The organism is Moorena sp. SIO3A2 (genome assembly GCF_010672265.1).
GTDB lineage: Bacteria > Cyanobacteriota > Cyanobacteriia > Cyanobacteriales > Coleofasciculaceae > Moorena > Moorena producens.
The window spans coordinates 290,057-308,512 of the sequence record NZ_JAAHHC010000007.1; the positions used below are offsets into that span (position 1 = coordinate 290,057).

General features: G+C 44.2%; 15 protein-coding genes and 2 pseudogenes. 3 read left to right on the forward strand and 14 right to left on the reverse strand.

The annotated features are described in order from the left end of the window. Positions 1-217: 217 nt before the first annotated feature. From F6K64_RS10830 to F6K64_RS10840, 3 genes are all read right to left on the reverse strand, one after another. Positions 218-751, reverse strand: coding sequence for a peroxiredoxin (locus F6K64_RS10830; RefSeq protein WP_287248494.1), 534 nt, complete (start codon positions 749-751; stop codon positions 218-220). 129 nt (positions 752-880) lie between these two features. Continuing rightward, positions 881-1,210 (reverse strand): YbjQ family protein, encoded by a 330-nt coding sequence (locus F6K64_RS10835; protein WP_044494012.1) that lies wholly within the window; start codon positions 1,208-1,210, stop codon positions 881-883. 85 nt (positions 1,211-1,295) lie between these two features. Continuing rightward, positions 1,296-2,687, reverse strand: coding sequence for an NAD-dependent malic enzyme (locus tag F6K64_RS10840; RefSeq protein ID WP_008186990.1), 1,392 nt, complete (start codon positions 2,685-2,687; stop codon positions 1,296-1,298). A 187-nt stretch (positions 2,688-2,874) separates the two neighbouring features. On the opposite strand from F6K64_RS10840, the gene F6K64_RS10845 reads away from it, so the two are divergent. Then, positions 2,875-3,609: a hypothetical protein gene (locus F6K64_RS10845; protein WP_287248497.1), complete on the forward strand. Its 735-nt coding sequence runs from the start codon at positions 2,875-2,877 to the stop codon at positions 3,607-3,609. Between the two features lie 25 nt (positions 3,610-3,634). On the opposite strand, the gene F6K64_RS10850 is transcribed toward F6K64_RS10845, so the two are convergent. Together F6K64_RS10850 and F6K64_RS10855 are read right to left on the reverse strand one after the other, a co-directional pair. Continuing rightward, positions 3,635-6,433 (reverse strand): tetratricopeptide repeat protein, encoded by a 2,799-nt coding sequence (locus tag F6K64_RS10850; protein WP_008186985.1) that lies wholly within the window; start codon positions 6,431-6,433, stop codon positions 3,635-3,637. Beyond that, positions 6,423-6,815: pseudogene (locus F6K64_RS10855) on the reverse strand (zinc ribbon domain-containing protein); the annotation flags it as partial. The pseudogene F6K64_RS10855 and the gene F6K64_RS10850, both read right to left, overlap by 11 nt. A gap of 35 nt (positions 6,816-6,850) precedes the next feature. Between F6K64_RS10855 and F6K64_RS10860 the strand changes: the two are divergent. Further along, positions 6,851-7,027, forward strand: coding sequence for a hypothetical protein (locus F6K64_RS10860; protein WP_154659857.1), 177 nt, complete (start codon positions 6,851-6,853; stop codon positions 7,025-7,027). Positions 7,028-7,204: 177 nt separating this feature from the next. On the opposite strand, the gene F6K64_RS10865 is transcribed toward F6K64_RS10860, so the two are convergent. The 5 genes from F6K64_RS10865 to ppsA form a co-directional block, all read right to left on the reverse strand. Continuing rightward, positions 7,205-7,468, reverse strand: coding sequence for a hypothetical protein (locus tag F6K64_RS10865; protein WP_131827261.1), 264 nt, complete (start codon positions 7,466-7,468; stop codon positions 7,205-7,207). Positions 7,469-7,554: 86 nt separating this feature from the next. Continuing rightward, on the reverse strand, positions 7,555-7,839 hold the full coding sequence (locus F6K64_RS10870; RefSeq protein ID WP_008186979.1) for a hypothetical protein: 285 nt from the start codon (positions 7,837-7,839) through the stop codon (positions 7,555-7,557). A gap of 299 nt (positions 7,840-8,138) precedes the next feature. Further along, a complete protein-coding gene (locus F6K64_RS10875) occupies positions 8,139-8,408 on the reverse strand; it encodes a hypothetical protein (RefSeq protein ID WP_008186977.1) in 270 nt (89 codons plus the stop codon). Between the two features lie 82 nt (positions 8,409-8,490). Beyond that, positions 8,491-8,748, reverse strand: coding sequence for a hypothetical protein (locus tag F6K64_RS10880; RefSeq protein WP_008186976.1), 258 nt, complete (start codon positions 8,746-8,748; stop codon positions 8,491-8,493). Between the two features lie 753 nt (positions 8,749-9,501). Further along, positions 9,502-12,018: a phosphoenolpyruvate synthase gene (gene ppsA, locus F6K64_RS10885; protein WP_008186971.1), complete on the reverse strand. Its 2,517-nt coding sequence runs from the start codon at positions 12,016-12,018 to the stop codon at positions 9,502-9,504. Here ppsA and F6K64_RS10890 point away from each other — a divergent pair, their 5' ends adjacent. Then, a complete protein-coding gene (locus F6K64_RS10890; RefSeq protein ID WP_008186969.1) occupies positions 12,019-12,156 on the forward strand; it encodes a hypothetical protein in 138 nt (45 codons plus the stop codon). Positions 12,157-13,001: 845 nt separating this feature from the next. On the opposite strand, the pseudogene F6K64_RS10895 reads toward F6K64_RS10890, so the two are convergent. The 4 genes and pseudogenes from F6K64_RS10895 to F6K64_RS10910 all read right to left on the reverse strand — a co-directional run bounded on the left by F6K64_RS10895 (position 13,002) and on the right by F6K64_RS10910 (position 17,738). Further along, positions 13,002-13,536 (reverse strand): annotated as a pseudogene (locus F6K64_RS10895) (adenosine-specific kinase). Positions 13,537-14,071: 535 nt separating this feature from the next. Further along, complete coding sequence (locus F6K64_RS10900; protein WP_008186964.1) at positions 14,072-14,611, reverse strand: universal stress protein; 540 nt, start codon at positions 14,609-14,611, stop codon at positions 14,072-14,074. Positions 14,612-15,014: 403 nt separating this feature from the next. Then, positions 15,015-15,518: an S-layer family protein gene (locus F6K64_RS10905; RefSeq protein WP_008186961.1), complete on the reverse strand. Its 504-nt coding sequence runs from the start codon at positions 15,516-15,518 to the stop codon at positions 15,015-15,017. A gap of 15 nt (positions 15,519-15,533) precedes the next feature. Continuing rightward, complete coding sequence (locus F6K64_RS10910; protein ID WP_008186960.1) at positions 15,534-17,738, reverse strand: pre-peptidase C-terminal domain-containing protein; 2,205 nt, start codon at positions 17,736-17,738, stop codon at positions 15,534-15,536. Positions 17,739-18,456 lie beyond the last annotated feature (718 nt).

Consider the following 18,456-nt stretch of genomic DNA (forward strand, 5'->3'; position numbering starts at 1 on the left):
CTTCTGAATTACTATTCGGTTGAAAGATTACTGATTCTTGGTATATAAAAGCAATAGCTGTCGGAGGGAAAATTTTACTGATCGCCCAAGGTAATTATTGTTGTATCACTCTCAAGTCAATCCACGATGATCAGGACTTACACACCAAACTGAAAACAGTAGAGGCATTGCCGGTAACGCCTCTACTGATAAAGCTTTAAGTAAGGTCGGAGGGATGTTACTTTTTAGCTGACTTCAAGTATGCCAGCATTGTATCTGCATCTGAGACCTCGAAGGGATCGGTAGGGCAGTTATCTGCATAGCCTGGTTCTACAAACATTTTTTCAATCTTGCCGTCATCTACCACCATAGAGTAGCGCCAAGAACGCATACCAAAACCGAGATTATCTTTTTCTACCAACATCCCCATTTTGCGGGTGAATTCCCCATTACCATCGGGTAGCAAGAAGATATTCTGAACCCCTTGCTGTTTGCCCCACTGGAACATCACGAAGGCATCGTTGACCGATAAGCAGATCACTTGATCAACCCCTTGTGCTTTGATCTCATCATAGAGTTCTTCATAGCGGGGTAAGTGGGTTGATGAACAGGTGGGTGTGAAGGCACCAGGAAGGGAAAATAGCACGATACGCTTACCGCCAAAAATTTCCTGTGTAGTCCGGTCTTGCCAGCGGAAGGGATTGGGTCCAGGAACTGACTCATCTCTGACTCTGGTCTTAAATACTACGTCGGGTACTTGATTGATAACCATCTTGTCTTACTCATTCCTTTATGATTGTTACTATTTAATCGTAGTCGTAACGAGTATGAGTTGTCAAGGAAATTTAGCAGATTTAGTTAAACAACAGTTGACGGGTACCCGTCAACTGTCAAGCAACCCTTAATTCCTTAATTTGATGGCTGTGCCAGTGGCGGTAATGAGTAGCAGCACCCCCTTTTCATCAACGTTAATTGTTCCAGTATCCATACCAATGCCAATCACAGCATCTGCTCCTAGTTGTGAGGCACGTTGTTTCAATTCTTGGAGGGCTTCTTGGTGTCCTCTTTCAAAGACTTTTTCATAACTGCCAGTACGTCCCCCAATTAAATCTCGAATACCGGCAAAGAAATCCCGCAGTGCATTGGTGCCGTAAACCACCTCAGCAGTGACAATGCCCAAATACTCTTCAACAATCGCACCTTGAATAACATCAGTAGTGGTTACAATCATCAGTCCTGCCTCAAAAAATGGATCAAATGCCACCAGAATAGCTAATTTCTACGGCTAAATCATGGAATTATCTAAATATAATTACTTAATGGCATGCTACACCATCCTGACGTGCTGCCCTTTGCACCGCCGCAGCAACCGCAGGAGCAACTCGCTCATCAAATACTGAAGGAATGATATGTTCTCGATCTAAATCACTGGGATTAATCAGGGATGCGATCGCAAAAGCTGCTTCGAGACACATATTCACGGTAATGGTTGACGCCCGACAATCTATAGCGCCACGAAAAACCCCTGGAAAAGCCAGAACATTATTAATCTGATTCGGATAGTCACTACGACCTGTAGCCATTACTGCTACATCATCTACTACCAATTCTGGCTGAATTTCCGGGATAGGATTAGCCATAGCCATGACAATGGGCTTGTTTGCCATCGACCTGACCATGTCTGGGGTGAGAACCCCAGGTACACTCACCCCAATAAACACATCAGCATTGCCAATGGCACCAGCCAGAGTACCCGAAGCATCCACAGCAAATTCTTGCTTTTGCTCAGTCAAGTTAGGGCGTTTAGTGGAAATAATGCCTTGGGAGTCGCATATCCAAATTACACCTGCACCAGCTTTACGGAGTAACCGGGCAATTGCCATACCGGCAGCGCCCGCTCCATTAATAACAATTCTTACCTCTTCTAGGGATTTCTTGACTAGCTTGAGGGCATTGGTCAAGGCAGCAAGGGTGACAATAGCGGTACCATTCTGGTCATCGTGAAAGACTGGAATATCTAACTCCTGCCGCAGTCTGGCTTCAATATCAAAGCAACGGGGAGCACTGATATCTTCTAAGTTAATACCACCAAAAACCGGCGCGATAGTTTTAACGGTTTCTACGATCTGATCCGTATCTTGGGTAGCTAGGCAGATAGGAAAAGCATCAATACCAGCAAACTCTTTGAACAGCATTGCTTTACCTTCCATCACTGGCAAAGCGGCTTCTGGCCCTAAGTTACCCAACCCCAACACTGCACTGCCATCGGTGACCACAGCAACCATGTTGCTTTTAATGGTAAGGGAGTAGACCTGTTGTGGGTCAGATGCGATCGCTTTACAAATCCGACCCACACCAGGAGTGTAAGCCATAGCCAATTCAGATTGATGCTTAAGGGGGATTTTGCTGTTTACACTGATTTTGCCACCACGATGGAGGTTGAAGGTACGGTCATAGACATTTAGGATTTGGACATCGGGCACTTCCTTAACCGCTTGTACAATCTGTTCAGCCTGTTCAGTGCTAGCTGCATCTACGGTAATCTCGCGAGTAGCAATTTTCCGAGTTTTCTCCACCACCATAATTTCTCCCAAGTGACCGCCAACAGACGCGATCGCTTGAGTTACGCTGGCTAACATCCCGGCACGGTTGGGGTATGTTAAGCAAATAGTCAAACTGAAACTAGGATTTGGGGTCAGGTCTACCATGCTGTATGATCTGGGATTCTAGAAATATCTTGGCGCAAGCTGATTTCCTGCTATTTCAATCTAGACTAAACTAGACTTTAGTTCATAGTTGATCGCAAGCATGGGATAGGAATAATTTAGGGACCTCCAAAAAATCAACTATGCCATCCCTAGTAATGATAATCATTTAAGATGGAAAAACTGTCAATTGATTATTAATAAACCACTACTGACTGCAAGCTTTCTTGCCATCGGTGCTATTCTGGCAACGATTGCCAGTTTCGTTTTCGGCGTGCCCTGGCTGGTGCCAATTTTAGGAGCAGCAGTACCCTATCCGATCTTTTTGTTTCACGTTCGTCACCGTCAATACATGAGGGCCCTAGGGTGGATGCTGCTTTGGGCATTGTTTCAAAGTCTTGCGGTTGGGATTGGAACCGCATTGGCTCCAGAAACCGCAGCTCAGGTAATCCTAAATGGCTCTGACTACATCGAAGAGCAGCTTCTTTGGATTCGTACAGGAGAAGGAACAGAAGGATCCCTACGTTTGTTTCTGCCAGATCATGTCCAACAGTACACAGTTTTTTGCTTTCTATCCCTAGTGACTTTTGGAAGTGCAGCGCTAGTGCTGGGAACTTACTTGCTCAATTACATGAATTTCTACGTAGCACAGCTAGTACAGATCAGTGTCAATCCGTGGCTAGCTGCCCTAGTGGGATGGCCGCCCTGGTCTGTGCTGCGAGTGGTGGGATTTATCTGTACCGGAGTGGCTCTAACTGCTTTGGGACTTAATCTCGTTGCTAAAATCACCAGATCAAATTCCCAGCATCCCTTTCCTCAACGCTATCTCCTGATTGGTATTGGCTTTGTGGTTGCAGATATAATAGTCAAGGCAACTCTAGCACCGATTTGGCAGCAGCTTCTATCGTTTGCTCTTCTGGGCTAAGGTGACCCAGGAGAGCAAAAGCATTCTAGCCTCCAATCAACTGCCAGAAGCGATCATCGTCTGAAATAGCCTCAAAATCCGGATCATTACTGGCTTCTTCCCGATACCTTGGATTTAGCTCAATCGCCTGCTCTAGGTTTTCCACAGCTAAGGTTACTCGACCCTGGGAAGAATAAACTATTGCTTTGTTATAATAACCAGCAGCATACTCAGGTTGAATCTCCAAAGCCCGATTAATGCTTTCCAATGCCTGATCATTCTGTTCTAGCTTGACTAAGGTAGAACCTCTGTAATTCCAGGCTTTATGGGAGTCGGAATTTAATTCAATAGCCTTGTCAAAAGAGGCAACAGCTTCTTGGTATCTTTCTAATACATCTAGAGCCATGCCTCGATTCAACCAGGCTACTGTATTATCTGGCTGAACTTGAACAGCTTGGTCGAAGGAGCCAAAGGCCTCTTCATGCTTTTGTAGCATTCCCAGTGCGACTCCTCGGTCAACCCAAGCTTGATGATAATTTGGCTGAATTTCTAGGGCTTTGTCATAGGAAGCGATCGCATCTTCGTAGCGTCTCAACCGTCTTAGGGTCATGCCCCGGTTTAACCAGGCTTTGTAGTGGTCTGGTTTGAATTTAACCACCTTATTAAAAGCAACCACTGCTCCTTCATACCGCCGCAGTTCCATTAAAGCCAGGCCTCTTTGATACCAGCTATCTGGGTCATCTGGCTTGATTTCAATTACTTTGTCATAGGAAGCGATCGCATCTTGATACTGCTGTAGTTCCCATAATGCCATACCTCGCTGGTACCAAATATCAGGGTTATTCGGTTGAAGGTCAAGAACTTGATCATAGGAAGCGATCGCATCTTGATACTGCCCTTGAGAGAATAGAGTATTGCCCTGATTCACATAGTCATCTGGATTCAAGAACAACTTAGGATGGTTAGATTTGAGGCGTTCTAATTGTTCTGTCAGAGTTTGAGTGTTTTGCAGCACTTCAGACAGAGCAGCTTCTGCAATGGATGTTGGGGAAATCTCTGCTAGTTGTTGTAGAATCTTATCCTTCTCGGTTTGAGCATCAGATTCGACCTCAGACAGCTGAGCAGCCAAGGTTGTTTCCAATTTGTCCAGATTTTGAAGGATTATATCTTTTCGATTTTGAATGTCCGACTGTAAATCATAAAGTTGAGTTTTAGCCTCTGTTTCTAATTTTTCCAGACTCTGAATGGTCTGAGCCTTCTGGGTTTTAATTCCTGATTGAGAGTCATAAACTTCAGTGTTTAAGTTAGCCTCTAGCTCTTTCAGATGCTGGAGATTCTTATCAATTTGCACTTCAATCTTCGACTGGGATTTTGAAAGTTGTTCAGTAATGTCATTTCCTAATTGCTCTAGCTTCTGAAGAGCTAAATCGATTTTATGTTGAGCTTTTTGTTCAGCATCCACCTTAATGTCAGATAGCTGAGGAGTAAACTCTGTCTCTAGCTTTTTTAGATTTTCTAGTATTAAATCCCGTTGCTGTTGAGCCTTGGCTTCAAGTTCAGACAATTTTGAGGCAAACTCTGTCTCTGATTGGTTCAGTTTATCCAATACTTTATCTTGATGCCCTTGGACATTGGCTTTGAGTAAAGATAGTTGAGGAGCAAAATCAGAGGTGAGTTTTTCTAGATTCTTGAGGTAACTGTTCCTTTCTTGATCAGCCTTTGCCTTAAGCTCAGACAGTTCAACAGCAAACTCAGACTCTGATTGATTTAGTTGCTGCAGGACTTTATCCTTATGTTCTTGTACATTCCCCTGAAGTTCAGATAGTTGAGGAGCAAAGTCAGCACTTGATTTTTCTATGGTTTGCAGGTAATCTTTGCTTTGTTTTTGAGTCTTGGCTTTCAAGTCAGACAGTTCGGAGCCAAACTCAGTCTCTGATTGGTTCAGTTTCTTCAGTATTATCTCTTTCTGGGCTTGCACATCCGCCTGGATTTTCGATAATTCAGGAGTAAATTCAGCCCCTAATTTTTCTAAATCTTTTAAAGTTAAGTCCTTTTGGTTTGCCGCAGTTTCCTTAAGAGCAGACAGTTCGGAGCCAAACTCAGTCTCTAATTGATTCAGTTTCTTCAGTATTGTCTCTTTCTGGGCTTGCACATCCCCCTTGAGTTCAGATAATTGGGGGGCAAACTCAGCGCTTAAGTTTTCTAGATACTTCAGAAAACTATCCCGTTGCTTTGTAGCGTCTTGCTCGAGTTTAGACAGTCTTGATGCCAAGTCAGTCTCTAATTGTTCTAGCTCTTGTTGAGTATCGGTTTTTTGCGTCTTGATTGTCGTTAATGCCTGTTGCTGGGACTGAGACAATTTCGATAGCAGCTTAGATAGATTTTCTCGTTTAAAACTTAGGTCTTGTTTAAACTCTGCCGCCTGCTGATCTAGCTCCAAGGCAATCTCTTCAGTTTTTTCTAGGATACTTTGAACATTTTTATTAGCACTGGCAATCCTATCTTCCAAGTCAGTCATTTCATTGAGGTGAGCTCTCACGATTTGCGCAACCTCACGAATCACAGACCTTCTTAGCAGCCACAACGCTGCGATCGCGGCCACCAGTAGCAGTACCAGAGTCACCAGCACAATCAGCAAAACATTAGACAGGAGCGTCACCCGCTTAAAGCTAAGATTAGCGTCAGTTTGAACTGGCTTTTGACTTGAGCCCTGAGCGACTATCTGTTTTGGTGGGTCAGGTTCGATGGATTGGGCACTGCCAAGGCCAACAGGCAACAGGAAAAATGACAAAACAATAGTGCTTCGCCACACCAGTGCTAACATGTCTTGATTTTTACGCTTCATCAGAACGTCCTTTCTCTGTTGTTGACACTCCCCGGGCCTTAAGGCGCGGGAATTCTTTCTTCCCAGGGATTCCGACGAACTTGCCCTCAGAAAGCATCTTGACCGTGTGTCCCACGGCTGCAAGCCCACGTAGGCAGACTACTTGAGCGGCTGCCACATCTCTATCTGTGGTATAACCGCAATTTTCACAATGATGGACACGCTCAGCCAAGGTCTTTTTGCCAGTTTCAGTTAAACAATTGGGGCAAATTTGGCTAGTCTTTTTAGAGTCTACTTTTTGGAAGTAAACTCCACGTTTAAAGCAGCACTGCTCTAGTATTTGGAAAAACTGACCCCATCCTGCATCTAAACAGTGCTTACCCAGCATACCCCTGGCCAATCCTTTTGGTTTTACTGTCCCTCCACAGGCTCAGAACCGTGTCCCACAGTCCTAAACTCAACTCGCCACTCTCACCTTGGTATGACAACAATGGTCAACCAGCTGGGGCAAGAGTCTTCCCTGAACTCTGCTCTTTTTGTACCAAGCGTCTTACCGCTACGAACGGTGATCTGTTCCGAGACAGTCAGGCGGGTCAACAACCAATACTAAATTAGTGCCAAATAACACGCTTTGACAACTCTTGAGGGGGAGTATCCATCCCCACCTTTTTGAAGAATGGGGAATTTCGTCCCAGAGACGAAACCACTCTTGCCTCCCCGGATTTGTTAAATCCATTTCTTCTAGTTTGCCACCTCCTGACACTGGCTTCACTAATTTAATTCATCACCTGTTTAATCAGAAGCGATAGAGCCTGAAGCTGGCTCGCACCCCAGGGTATCGTGACCTTGATAGCGTTTACCATTTGCGGTGCGACCCCGGTCGGGTTTCCCGACAAGCGTGAAAGCGTACCAACAGAGGTGAGCTTGACCAATCTGAAGACTCAGTAAAAACCAGATTTGATCAAGTTTGCTGAGATTTAGTAATTGGTCCATGACTGAAAGGGTTAATGCCGTTTGATCGCAGTTTTCAAATCCGTAGACCAATCCGTAGACCACAGTTAACACACTGTTGGTTAAACCAACAGCTCCTTCTCAGCTTACCGCCTAATCAGCTATGGCGCTATCCAAGCTATAGCAAGTCTTCAAAGTAGCACTACAGATGCAGATGGCCAGATCGGGAGATGGCCAGATCTGACAAGGGTAGGTTTTTTACTTTGGAGATAGGTAATAGGTAATAGGTAATAGGTAATAGGTAATAGGTAATAGGTAATAGGTAATAGGTAATGGGTAATGGCTAATCGGTAATGGGTAATGGCTAATCGGTAATGGGTAATCTGTATTTCGGACCGGTCCATTACCCCGACCAGTCGGGGAATATGGGGAGATGGGTCGGTAATCGGTGGAAATTCTGGTAGAAAATCCCACATATTTTGCGAAATTTATTCCCAATGCCAGTACGTACTCGCCCTGCTAGGTAAAAAACCTACCCAAGTGAGGATGGCCAGATCGGGAGATGGCCAGATGAAATTGATGTGCAATTCATCCACCAATTAACGAGAATCCCTACCTTCAGAAGGCAGGGATTCTCGTTAATTGGTTTAATGTAGTATACTGTCAAGGAAACTTAGTACTAGTACAGGGGACACGGAAATAAGCGTGTAGGACCAGCTCCGACCTTTGTAGATGAAAGTGGTGACTTATTTCTGCCAGCCTGGACTAGGTGGAATCAGTACAATCTACGTTCTTCCCACAAGAAGCAGTAGTACGGTACACTCCCCAAGCCAGCATTAGTCAAAATTGATACCTTTATGACTGGGTTGGGTTCACAATTGTCTTCCTCAGATATCACATCTAGGTTGGCCTGGTTAAAGAAGATGCCTGAAACCAGGCTTTTGATAGCTTGGAAATTATGGGCAATCCCAACGAGCACAGATAACAGCGTTTGCCAGACTACGGCAAAGGTTGGTTTGATGGTTTCGTTAATTGTTGTTAGCATGTCAACACCCTTTATAGTATAGATTGAAAAAAAAATTGTCTAAAAATGCACCCTTTAATACCCATGGCCTACTTGCACTGGTTCAACCTTTCCAAAAGAAGCAGTAGTACGGCACACTGCCCAAGCCAGCATTAGTCAACATTGATACCTTTATGACTGGGTTGGGTTCACAATTGTCTTCCTCAGATATCACATCTAGGTTGACCTCATTAAAAAAGATGCCTGAAAACCTGGTTTTTATAGCTTGGAGATTATGGGCAATCCCAACGAGCACAGATGAGAGCGTTTGCCAGACTACGGCAAAGGTTGGTTTGATGGTTTCGTTAATTGTTGTTAGCATGTCAACACCCTTTATAGTATGGTTCGAAAAAAAATTGTCTAAAAATGCACCCTTTTATACCTATGGCCTACTTGCACTAGTTCAACTGCTGTCTGTGGATCCTGTTTACCCTAGGCTGTGCCATTGAAGACAGCCTGATTAGCCATACCACAAGGGGTGGTTTCTCCCATAGTTGTGGCTAGCATGGTTTTATCCTTGAGCTGACAGCAATAAAACTAGTGATTTCAGCTCATCTACATTTGATAAATTTTGAAAAATCAAAAATGGTGGAATTTGTTCTATTTAATTACCCATTCTTGATTTATTTTCTAATCTTTAGATTTTATTTATATTTCTCTGGAGCTATCATCCCCAATTCCTCCTATTTTATATTTCTTAAACAAACAACTCTTGATGAAACGTCAAGTTTATGGTTAGCCAAGGGTTTTCTATGGTTTCGGACCAGTTAATCACCCTCGCCCCTGGCGTATCTTAAAGTTTTGTAATGTAATTTTTGATTTGAAATTACATGAGAATTTCTTGCTATTAACTCATCCTTCCTCCAAGATGATCTGGGATTGTTGATCAAGAACTCGGCGACATCAAGCACCAAACTCGGCATCGTTGGCGTTTTGAACCTAGAAGCTAGCTGCAACTTGCCCCTAAATGCGACAAGATTCCAGTCATCTCTATGGGGGAAAAGATTGAGGTATTTGGTTAGGTGTAATGTAGATTTCTTAATACCTAACACTCTTAACACCTAACACCGGGACACTAATTTACTCCTTCTACCTTGGCGATATCCAGAAGTGTCTTGAGTACCGAGTCAGGGTTCAAGCTGATCGAATCAATTCCTAACTCCACTAGGAAGCAGGCAAATTCGGGATAGTCACTTGGTGCTTGACCACAGATACCAATCTTGCGACCATTTTTCTTGGCTTTTTCTATCACCATCCGCACCATCTGTTTCACTGCTTCGTTGCGTTCGTCAAAGATATGGGCAACTAACGCAGAGTCACGGTCTAAGCCTAGGGTTAATTGAGTCAGGTCATTAGAACCAATGGAGAAGCCGTCAAAGATTTGGCTATACTCGTCGGCTAGGATGACGTTACTGGGGATTTCACACATCACATAGACTTGTAACCCATTGTCTCCTCGCTTCAAGCCATGTTTTTCCATTTCCGCCAGCACCCGGCGACCTTCATCAGGGGTGCGACAGAAGGGAATCATGGGGATAACGTTTGTGAGTCCCATCTCATCCCGTACCCGTTTGAGTGCCTTACATTCCAAACCATAGGCTTCCCGGTAGATTTCATCACAGTAACGAGACGCCCCTCGCCATCCTAGCATCGGGTTCTCTTCCCTGGGTTCAAACTGTTGACCCCCCAAGAGATTGGCGTATTCGTTACTCTTGAAATCTGACATCCTGACGATAACTGGTTTGGGATAGAAAGCAGCAGCAATGATGCTAATCCCGTTGGCTAGTTTATCCACAAAGAAGTCAGGTTTATGCTCATACAATGCTGTCAGCTGAGCAATTTCTTCCTTGACCGATGGATCTTCGAGTTTATCGAAGTGAATCAACGCCATCGGGTGTGCCTTAATGTGATTGGCAATGATGAACTCAAACCGGGCTAACCCCACCCCATCGCAGGGAAGAAAAGACAGACTAAAGGCTTTCTCTGGGTTCCCCACATTCATCATGATTTTGGTGCGGGTGCGCGGTAGGTTGTCAAGGGGGGTTTCTTGCACCTCAAAGGGCAGCAACCCTTGATAAACCTTGCCTTCATCTCCTTCTGCACAGGAAACTGTCACTGGTTGGCCTGTCTTCAATTGGTTAGTGGCATTGCCACAACCCACAATCGCGGGGATACCCATCTCACGGGCAATGATGGCAGCGTGACAAGTGCGACCTCCTTGGTTAGTTACGATAGCACTCGCTCTCTTCATGATAGGTTCCCAATCCGGATCTGTCTTGTCCGTGACCAAGACCTCTTTGGCTTGGAAACGGTCAATCTTGTTAACATCCAGAATTACCCTTGCTTTGCCTTGACCAATCATTTCACCGACAGCGCGACCGGTGGCTAGCACAGGCGTTGCTTGCAATGTCTCTACATCGCCTTTGAGTTGATAATGACAAATAACATTGGCAGATTTCTGGGATTGTACAGTTTCCGGACGGGCTTGAACAATAAAGAGTTCACCGGTTTTCCCGTCTTTAGCCCACTCAATGTCCATGGGGGTGTAGCTACCCCGCACCTGGGAATAGTGGTCTTCAATGATGCTAGCCCACTTGGTTAGGGTGAGAATTTCCTCATCATTGATCGCGTATTTTCCCCGTTCTGATGGCGGAACTGAGATATTTTTCGTCAGTTTACCGCCGTCATCATAGACCATTTTGACTTCTTTGCTGCCTAGACGTTTGTCTAGGATAGGGCGATACCCCTCTTGGAGAGTCGGCTTGAACACCAGGTATTCATCAGGATTGACTGCTCCTTGGACAACGTTTTCACCCAAACCGTAAGCCGCCGTTACTAAAGCCGCATTTTTAAATCCGGTTTCGGTGTCAATGGAGAACATCACACCAGATGACGCTAGGTCTGAGCGCACCATTTTCTGCACACCGACAGAGATAGCGACATCAAAATGGTCAAAACCTTTAACAGTTCGATAGGAGATGGCGCGGTTGGTAAAAAGGGAAGCAAAGCATTTGTGACAGGCTTCTAAAACCCCTTTTACTCCGTGGACGTTGAGATAGGTTTCCTGTTGACCAGCAAAGCTAGCATCAGGTAAGTCCTCAGCGGTGGCACTGGAACGAACTGCTACATCTGTATTGTAATTTGACTGTAGGCAAGTGTCCCGATCCTCTGGCTCAAACTGCTCACAGAATTCCTGGGGATCATTCCCATAGCGTTGGCATAGTTGTTGGTAGCCTTGCGCGATCGCATTGGCTAGTTCTTCTGGGAATGGGGTATTGAGAATTAAGCTTCTCGCTTGTATCCCCCGTTGCCGCAAGTTATTGACATCTTCCACATCCAGATCCAAGAATGCCTGGCGTAGCTTAGCTTCTAACCCAGCTTTCTCAATAAAATATCGATAGGCATAGGCTGTGGTAGCGAAGCCACTGGGTACTCTAACTCCTACTGGTGTAAGTTGTCGGATCATTTCCCCCAAAGAGGCATTTTTTCCCCCCACTAGGGGGATATCGGCAATCCCAACTTGCTCAAACCAGAGGACGAAGGCTTTGTCTTTGGCAGATGTTGGGGCTTTTTCTGGAGCAGTGGTGACCATATGATCCTTCTCCTGAGGTTGACTTCCAAGGGGAGTAGTAATGGTTTTCTGCCTCAATGGGATTGTGAAAAGTCCGATGAAGCACCTGAAGTTGTGGCAGTTTCTGAACTAGCATTACCTCAAGGCTTAGCCTCTTAGGCAGACAACTTCACCTACTCTCAACGTTACCTAATGATAACGTTCACGAATATGCCATTGTCTTAACTCTAGCCTAGCCATTGATTGCTCCCCTTCATTGAGCTATCTACTCTATCGGGGCTGATACTACTAGTTTAGACAATTTTCCTCTTAGGAGGTCATCTTTCTTAACTTTATTTTATATACAACACAGAGGTTTTTTAAACATAAATCAGAAATGATTAAGTATAAGCCAGAAATGATTGATTTTTTTTATAGATATAAAAAAGGGGATGAGTTTTTGTTAATTTTCATGATTTGGGTTAGCTCCCCATAATTTTGTATTTTAGTTTACATAAATTCTCTGGCAGTTGTATTTTAGTTTACATAATTTTTCTGGCAGTTGCTATAGGCTAGAAAAGCTGGGTAAAATAGTCATATATTTATCTATACTAATATTTCCCTTCTCTGCTGCAACGGGCAAGGAAATAACTGATCGCTACAAATCACCCCCTCACCCCTTTACACCCTCATCTTCAAAAGAACTGGTCACAAATTTATGGTCAGGTGTACTAATTACGGGTAATGTAAGGGGTCGTTATCGTTTCTAATCTAGTTGAGAATCATCCGTCACCCATTCCCTTATTACCCATATTATAGCGCTTTTTAAGCTAGTAAGGTACAATTTTTGGGGTTTTAGGGAGCAGGGAGCAGGGAGCAGGGAGTAGGGAGCAGTAAAGTCAGAAGAGGGAAAAGGTAAAAAAATATGTGTACCTCATGAGGCTAAAAACCGCTATATCGATTCTCAACAATACAGGGACTATTTTGGCAGTAATTAATTTGACAGTAATTAATTGGACTTGGTACTAGAGCTTGTTGCCGATCTGGCTCAGGAAATCCTTGGGTGTCTTGACCTGCTCAGCACCTTTTACTCCTTGTGGTCAAAACCCATCCATAACCCCTTTGATGCTACGCCCTTGTTCGGTTTCAGCTACAATTTCCTTTACCGGATTGGGGGGGTGGAAGAATGGATAGGGCAGACTTCTGGGCACTGCTGGATAGGATTCAATAAGTTGATTGGGTATGCTTCTTTGAGTACAATCAGGAAGCTATGTCCAGATGCGCTCCCACAGCGTGAGCAAAGCTCAATCGCACAGGGTGAACTTTGCTCAATCCCTTGAGGATTATGAGTTGGATTAGATTTAAGGGTCGGATCATTTCCTGTAGCTCGGATCAAGTATGAGCCAGATGCTTCACAGAAGGTGATGGCAAATTTTAGCTGGGTCGAAGTTCCGACCATGACCTGATATAAGTCAAGGACGGTTTTAATAAAGTGGGCGTTAACAATGATGATGTTACTCCCCCTGACGAAATTTCCATGCTAACCACTTTCAGTTCGATTCCCACCGACCTCTCTGCCTTAGTTAAACACTAAAAACCCTAAATTAAACGGTAAACTTATATAATATTCCCAGCCGAAGTAAAATAACTGCCAAAATGCCAAATATATCCCCGCATCATAGATACTTCTTCTGATGGCAAGTGGCCTTCTGTAGATCTAATTATGACCTTAGCCTTGACAAAAATGCCTAAGTATGAATATAGAAAAGGGAACAGGGAACTTCGGATCAAAATTCTCACAATTCCTACACGGATTGCTATACAAGCAAACTAACATCAACAAGCCACAGTTGTTGCGAAATTCCCGGCAAAATAACTCCCACAACTTACACAAAACTGGACTCCAAAACCTATAACTAGTAGGGTGCGTTATTAACGCACCCTACTAGTAGAGTTATTGCCTAAGTCCTGTTCTCAAAAAGAGACTAGACCACTGGTGATAGTAAGAATGATTAGTGATTAATCAGTCTATTTGAGCCATCTATGTAAAAAATGCATAATCCCTAAAGCCTTAGAATGTCAAGGGTGTCTATGTCTACTTTGTATCTCTAGTTACTGGAGTGGCTGTAGTGCTTAACTCAATGCTTGGGGTTGCTACCCCTTGAACTACCAACACTGAGCAAGGAGCATGGTGAACAACATAGTTACTCACACTACCCAGCACCATTTCTTTTAAACCCCCAAGCCCTCGACGACCTAGAACAATTAAATCCGCACCCCACTTTTGGGCTAGATCACAAATTCCTAGACCCGGATCTGCCAATTGACAAGATACTTCGGCAGCGATACCATCAGCATTTGCCTGTTGAGCATAACTCCTTAGCCACCCTTTGTTTTCCTCAAGGTGTTTTTGGAGATTTTCTTGCTGAACCTTTCGGATACTACCATACACGTCTACATCGGCTATGGTGCCAAGACCTACGTAAGGAGTCATCATTTCCTGAGGTTCCCAGTTAAGGCAGTGTACTAGCATCAGAGTACTCTGTTCCTTTTCGGCTAGGTCTAAAGCCTGTTCAAACACTGCTTCTGCTTGGGATGAGCGGTCCATTGCTACCAGAATCTTTTTGTAAGCCATGATTAGTTTTTCCTCGTCTCTTCAAATTATTCAAATGGGGGCTCGAAGACATGGAATTTAAGTACTTCCAGAAAATAAATTAAGGGTTGCCCTTGTCTGGTAAAGATAGGGAAGATGGGTAAGATACTGAGGTTCGCTGGAAGCTATAATCCCTGACCTTGAAGACGTTGAGTGAATAATTTATTGTAGTCAGTGGTTTAGTCAGTGCTGTAGTCAGATGCTACTCAATGTGATAGGGTTCTATAATTTAATTATAGAAAAACTACTGACAGATATTATACTGGTTAACTATTTGTAACACTTATTGTATTGGTCTAGAAATAGCAATGAGATGATAATTATTAGGGTGAATGATTAAGGAACCCTAAAACTAGAGAAAAGTAGAGTTATTGCCCCATTTCTGTTACCTTACGCAATAATAAGGTTCAAACCAGGAAATGAACGGACTCGACTGAGGTGAATCAGGCACTAACTCTACCACTCCGTCCTTATTAAGAATCCATCGATTAGCTTCAATAATTCTAGACCGACGTGAGTTAACTGCATTGGGCTTAGCAGCATGATCAGGATTTTTCCGGCGGCGAGTTCTGTGGCGAGGTAATGGCCGTAAATCCATCCACAGGGTTTCACCCACAAGAGGTTTAGTGGGGTCTGTGGGTAAGCCACCCCGCCCAAATTGGGTAAATTGATTGCCGAGATCGGTACCGCAACCAGTGGCAACTAGCAGTTTGGGATTAACAAAATTTTCCGGTAGCTGGAATAATGCAGCGCTAGGGTCGGGGTCAGGTGCATTAATTTCCACAGTACCGCTAAAGGAAGCTCCCAGTTGGGAAGAAGCGGTAATATCACTATCTGGGGTTTTTTGTTCTCGAAATTCAGTGCCAAAAATGCCTAAGGCATTAGACATCTCCAAAAATTAACCTCAAACCCTTGCACTGCCTGGGTCAAAACCGAGTTTCTGGAGATGTCTATTGATAATCACTCGTCCGCCAAAGCTATCTTCAGCATTGGCCGTGATATCGCTATTTTCTAGGGCAACTAGCAAGTCAGTATCAATAGTAATATTACCGCCAGTGGCAGCATTTTCGGCATTGGTACTGATATTACTGCGATCGCGCATTAGGATTAGCTGGGAATCCAGGATAATATTGCCCTGCTCCCCAGCACTGACTTCAGCAGAAAGGCTCCCTAATTGATCTAATACAATCGACTCAGCGGTAATGTCGAGATTACCAGCCTTGGCCCGAATGGTAATAGTGCCAGCATCCCCAGCTCCACGGGTAGAAGAGGAAAATCTTGCTTGATCACTGACAAGCAAATGCTGAGTTTCAATGGTTAAATTGCCCCCATCCCCGGAGCCCTGTGTAGATGTATAAAAGCCGCTGGCAAATAGAAGACGATCAGGTGAGCTACCAATGGCTTCGACTAAGTTAGCTCTAACTATTACACTGTCCCCATCCCCATTACCCCGATTAATGGAGCGAATTTGAGCGCCATCACGCAACTGCAAAACTGGAGTGTCAACAACCACCCTCCCAAGCTGGCCAGTTGCTTCAAGTGTGGCGTTGCTATCGATGCGCCCACGCTCTTCAACGGTACTTGAAAGCATCATAGATTCGTTTGCAGTCATGGTAATCTGACCAGCATTACCGGAGCTCAAGGTCTCGGTAATTACAATACCCCCGTTCAGCTGGAATTTTTTGGTATCAATCACGAGGTTGCCCCCATTTCCCTTACCCCGGACAATGCTTGAGATTAAGCTTGATCCATTCACTTCCAGCAATGAGCCGACATTGAAGGTAATATTGCCACCAGCACCAGCATCAAAGGTATCGGTGGAGATTCTACCACCATTGTTCAGTATCAATTTGTCAGTATTAATCGTTAAGCTGCCACCATCCCCTGTGCCGATCGATTCTGAAAATAAGCCGCTCCTGGCTTCCACATTAGGATTAAAGTTAGCTGGATTGAAACGGTCTTCCGGTAACGAGACTCCCTCTGTGCCAAGGTTTTCTAGAGACACTTGCAGGGTGTAAGTGTCCCCCACTTCTGGTGTTGCGCCCTCGATCAATTCATTATTACTAACATCAGAGGGGAAGGCACCGACTCCGATTAAGTAAACCCCTGGCTCAGTAATAGTGGTATCAATTAAGGAGTCTGTGGTGAAACTGCCAAAGACTTGTAAACTTCCACCGGCACCATCAGCGGTCAAAGAATCCTCATTGACCTCTAATAATTCTCCTGTGCCTTGATTAAACAGGAAAATCTTGGTATCTACGTTGCCGTCTCCCCCTGTAAAGCCATTGTCGATGTCGAAAATAGCTCGACTGTGAAGAGTGGTGATGCTGAAGGAGAAGTAATCGATTTGATTTTCTGCTGCACCCAATACGGTGGTGCCATTAATAATCTGTTCTGGAGTCCGTTCAATGGAAACATAGGGAATTCCTCCAGGTCCAGATTCCGCCACGTTGGGATTGGGTTCAGTAATAAACTCCAGAGCATTTAGGTCAAAGGTTTCTAATTCCAACAAAGGATTAGGGAGAAAATCCCGACTTTCCCCAGAGATAGTGACACTTTCGCTAGCCTTAATCGTGATATCCCCAGCATTACCTAGGTTGGTGGTAGCGGTGATAATCTGTCCACCAGTGTCAAGGACTAAGTTATTGAGATGGAGTGCGATCGCACCGCCATTACTACTACTATTGGTAACTGTACCGATAAATCCCCGATTCGCTAGATTCAGTGACCCTTGGGAATTATTAATGGTAATGTTGCCTCCCGGGCCACTAGTGTCAACAGCGGAACGAGTTAGAATCCCGCTAAATAAACCATCTTCAGTAAAACCGGAGATCTCAATGGCACCATTGGCATTAATCTCAATATCTCCTGATGCCCCATTGCTATTGGTAATGGTTTGAATTCTTGAGCCACCAGTGATGGTAAGGGCGCTAGTGGTTAGCTCTATGAAACCGCCATTGCCAATCGCTCCAGTTTCTACATCATTAGCAATCAAACTCCTGTCACTGAGATTGGTATTGCCTTTGGCGTTAATAGTTATATTGCCAGCTACTGCATCTGGTATCGATTCTCCTGAGGTCAATCCAGCTTGTAACTCACTGGCTGACATGTCGAAGTTAGCACCATTGATGGCAATATTTCCGCCATTGACATTAGTTACCGAAAATTTTGGGTTTAAAGCCCCGTCCTTCCTTCGACGGCTTTCAATGAAAGTTTGTAAGAGATGTGCTATAATGAAAGCATAAACAATAAACTTTAAAAGTAGAGAGATACTATCTAATCNTCAGCTATCAGCTATCAGCTATCAGCTATCAGCTATCAGCTATCAGCTATCAGCTATCAGCTATCAGCTATCAGCTATCAGCTATCAGCTATCAGCTATCAGCTATCAGCTATCAGCTATCAGCTATTAGCTATTAGCTATCAGCTAAAGGCTAAGGACTGAGGGCTGACCGCTGACCGCTGTTCGCGTAGCGTGCGCGTAGCGCATATGCTTAGATATCAACCTACCTCCTTCACCAAGGGCAGGGTGGCTTGGTGGAAAGCTAGGATTGATGATCGTGATATTTTTGCCATGATAGAAGTAACTCCTATTTAGGTGGGAGGAAAACCGCGCTGATTTTCATTAAGGCTATGACCAGCGCGGTTATTAGTTTCAGTCGTTACTTTTTAGAGTATAGATAACTCCTGGAAAAAATGCAAGGGGTAAATAAAAAAAAATACATTTATTTACAATTAAAAATTTTCGCTATTTTTATAATAAATTATGTGTAATTAATTTTTATTTTGGTTGTTAGCTTAGCCTTTATATATTCAAGGATAGCTAC

Coding starts and splice junctions, on each gene's coding strand:
- F6K64_RS10830 (WP_287248494.1), bottom strand. CDS start 751: ATGGTTATCAATCAAGTACCCGACGTAGTATTTAAGACCAGAGTCAGA.
- F6K64_RS10835 (WP_044494012.1), bottom strand. CDS start 1,210: ATGATTGTAACCACTACTGATGTTATTCAAGGTGCGATTGTTGAAGAG.
- F6K64_RS10840 (WP_008186990.1), bottom strand. CDS start 2,687: ATGGTAGACCTGACCCCAAATCCTAGTTTCAGTTTGACTATTTGCTTA.
- F6K64_RS10850 (WP_008186985.1), bottom strand. CDS start 6,433: ATGAAGCGTAAAAATCAAGACATGTTAGCACTGGTGTGGCGAAGCACT.
- F6K64_RS10870 (WP_008186979.1), bottom strand. CDS start 7,839: ATGTGGGATTTTCTACCAGAATTTCCACCGATTACCGACCCATCTCCC.
- F6K64_RS10875 (WP_008186977.1), bottom strand. CDS start 8,408: ATGCTAACAACAATTAACGAAACCATCAAACCAACCTTTGCCGTAGTC.
- F6K64_RS10880 (WP_008186976.1), bottom strand. CDS start 8,748: ATGCTAACAACAATTAACGAAACCATCAAACCAACCTTTGCCGTAGTC.
- ppsA (WP_008186971.1), bottom strand. CDS start 12,018: ATGGTCACCACTGCTCCAGAAAAAGCCCCAACATCTGCCAAAGACAAA.
- F6K64_RS10890 (WP_008186969.1), top strand. CDS start 12,019: ATGATCCTTCTCCTGAGGTTGACTTCCAAGGGGAGTAGTAATGGTTTT.
- F6K64_RS10900 (WP_008186964.1), bottom strand. CDS start 14,611: ATGGCTTACAAAAAGATTCTGGTAGCAATGGACCGCTCATCCCAAGCA.
- F6K64_RS10905 (WP_008186961.1), bottom strand. CDS start 15,518: ATGTCTAATGCCTTAGGCATTTTTGGCACTGAATTTCGAGAACAAAAA.
- F6K64_RS10910 (WP_008186960.1), bottom strand. CDS start 17,738: ATGTCAGCCAGTGAGTTACAAGCTGGATTGACCTCAGGAGAATCGATA.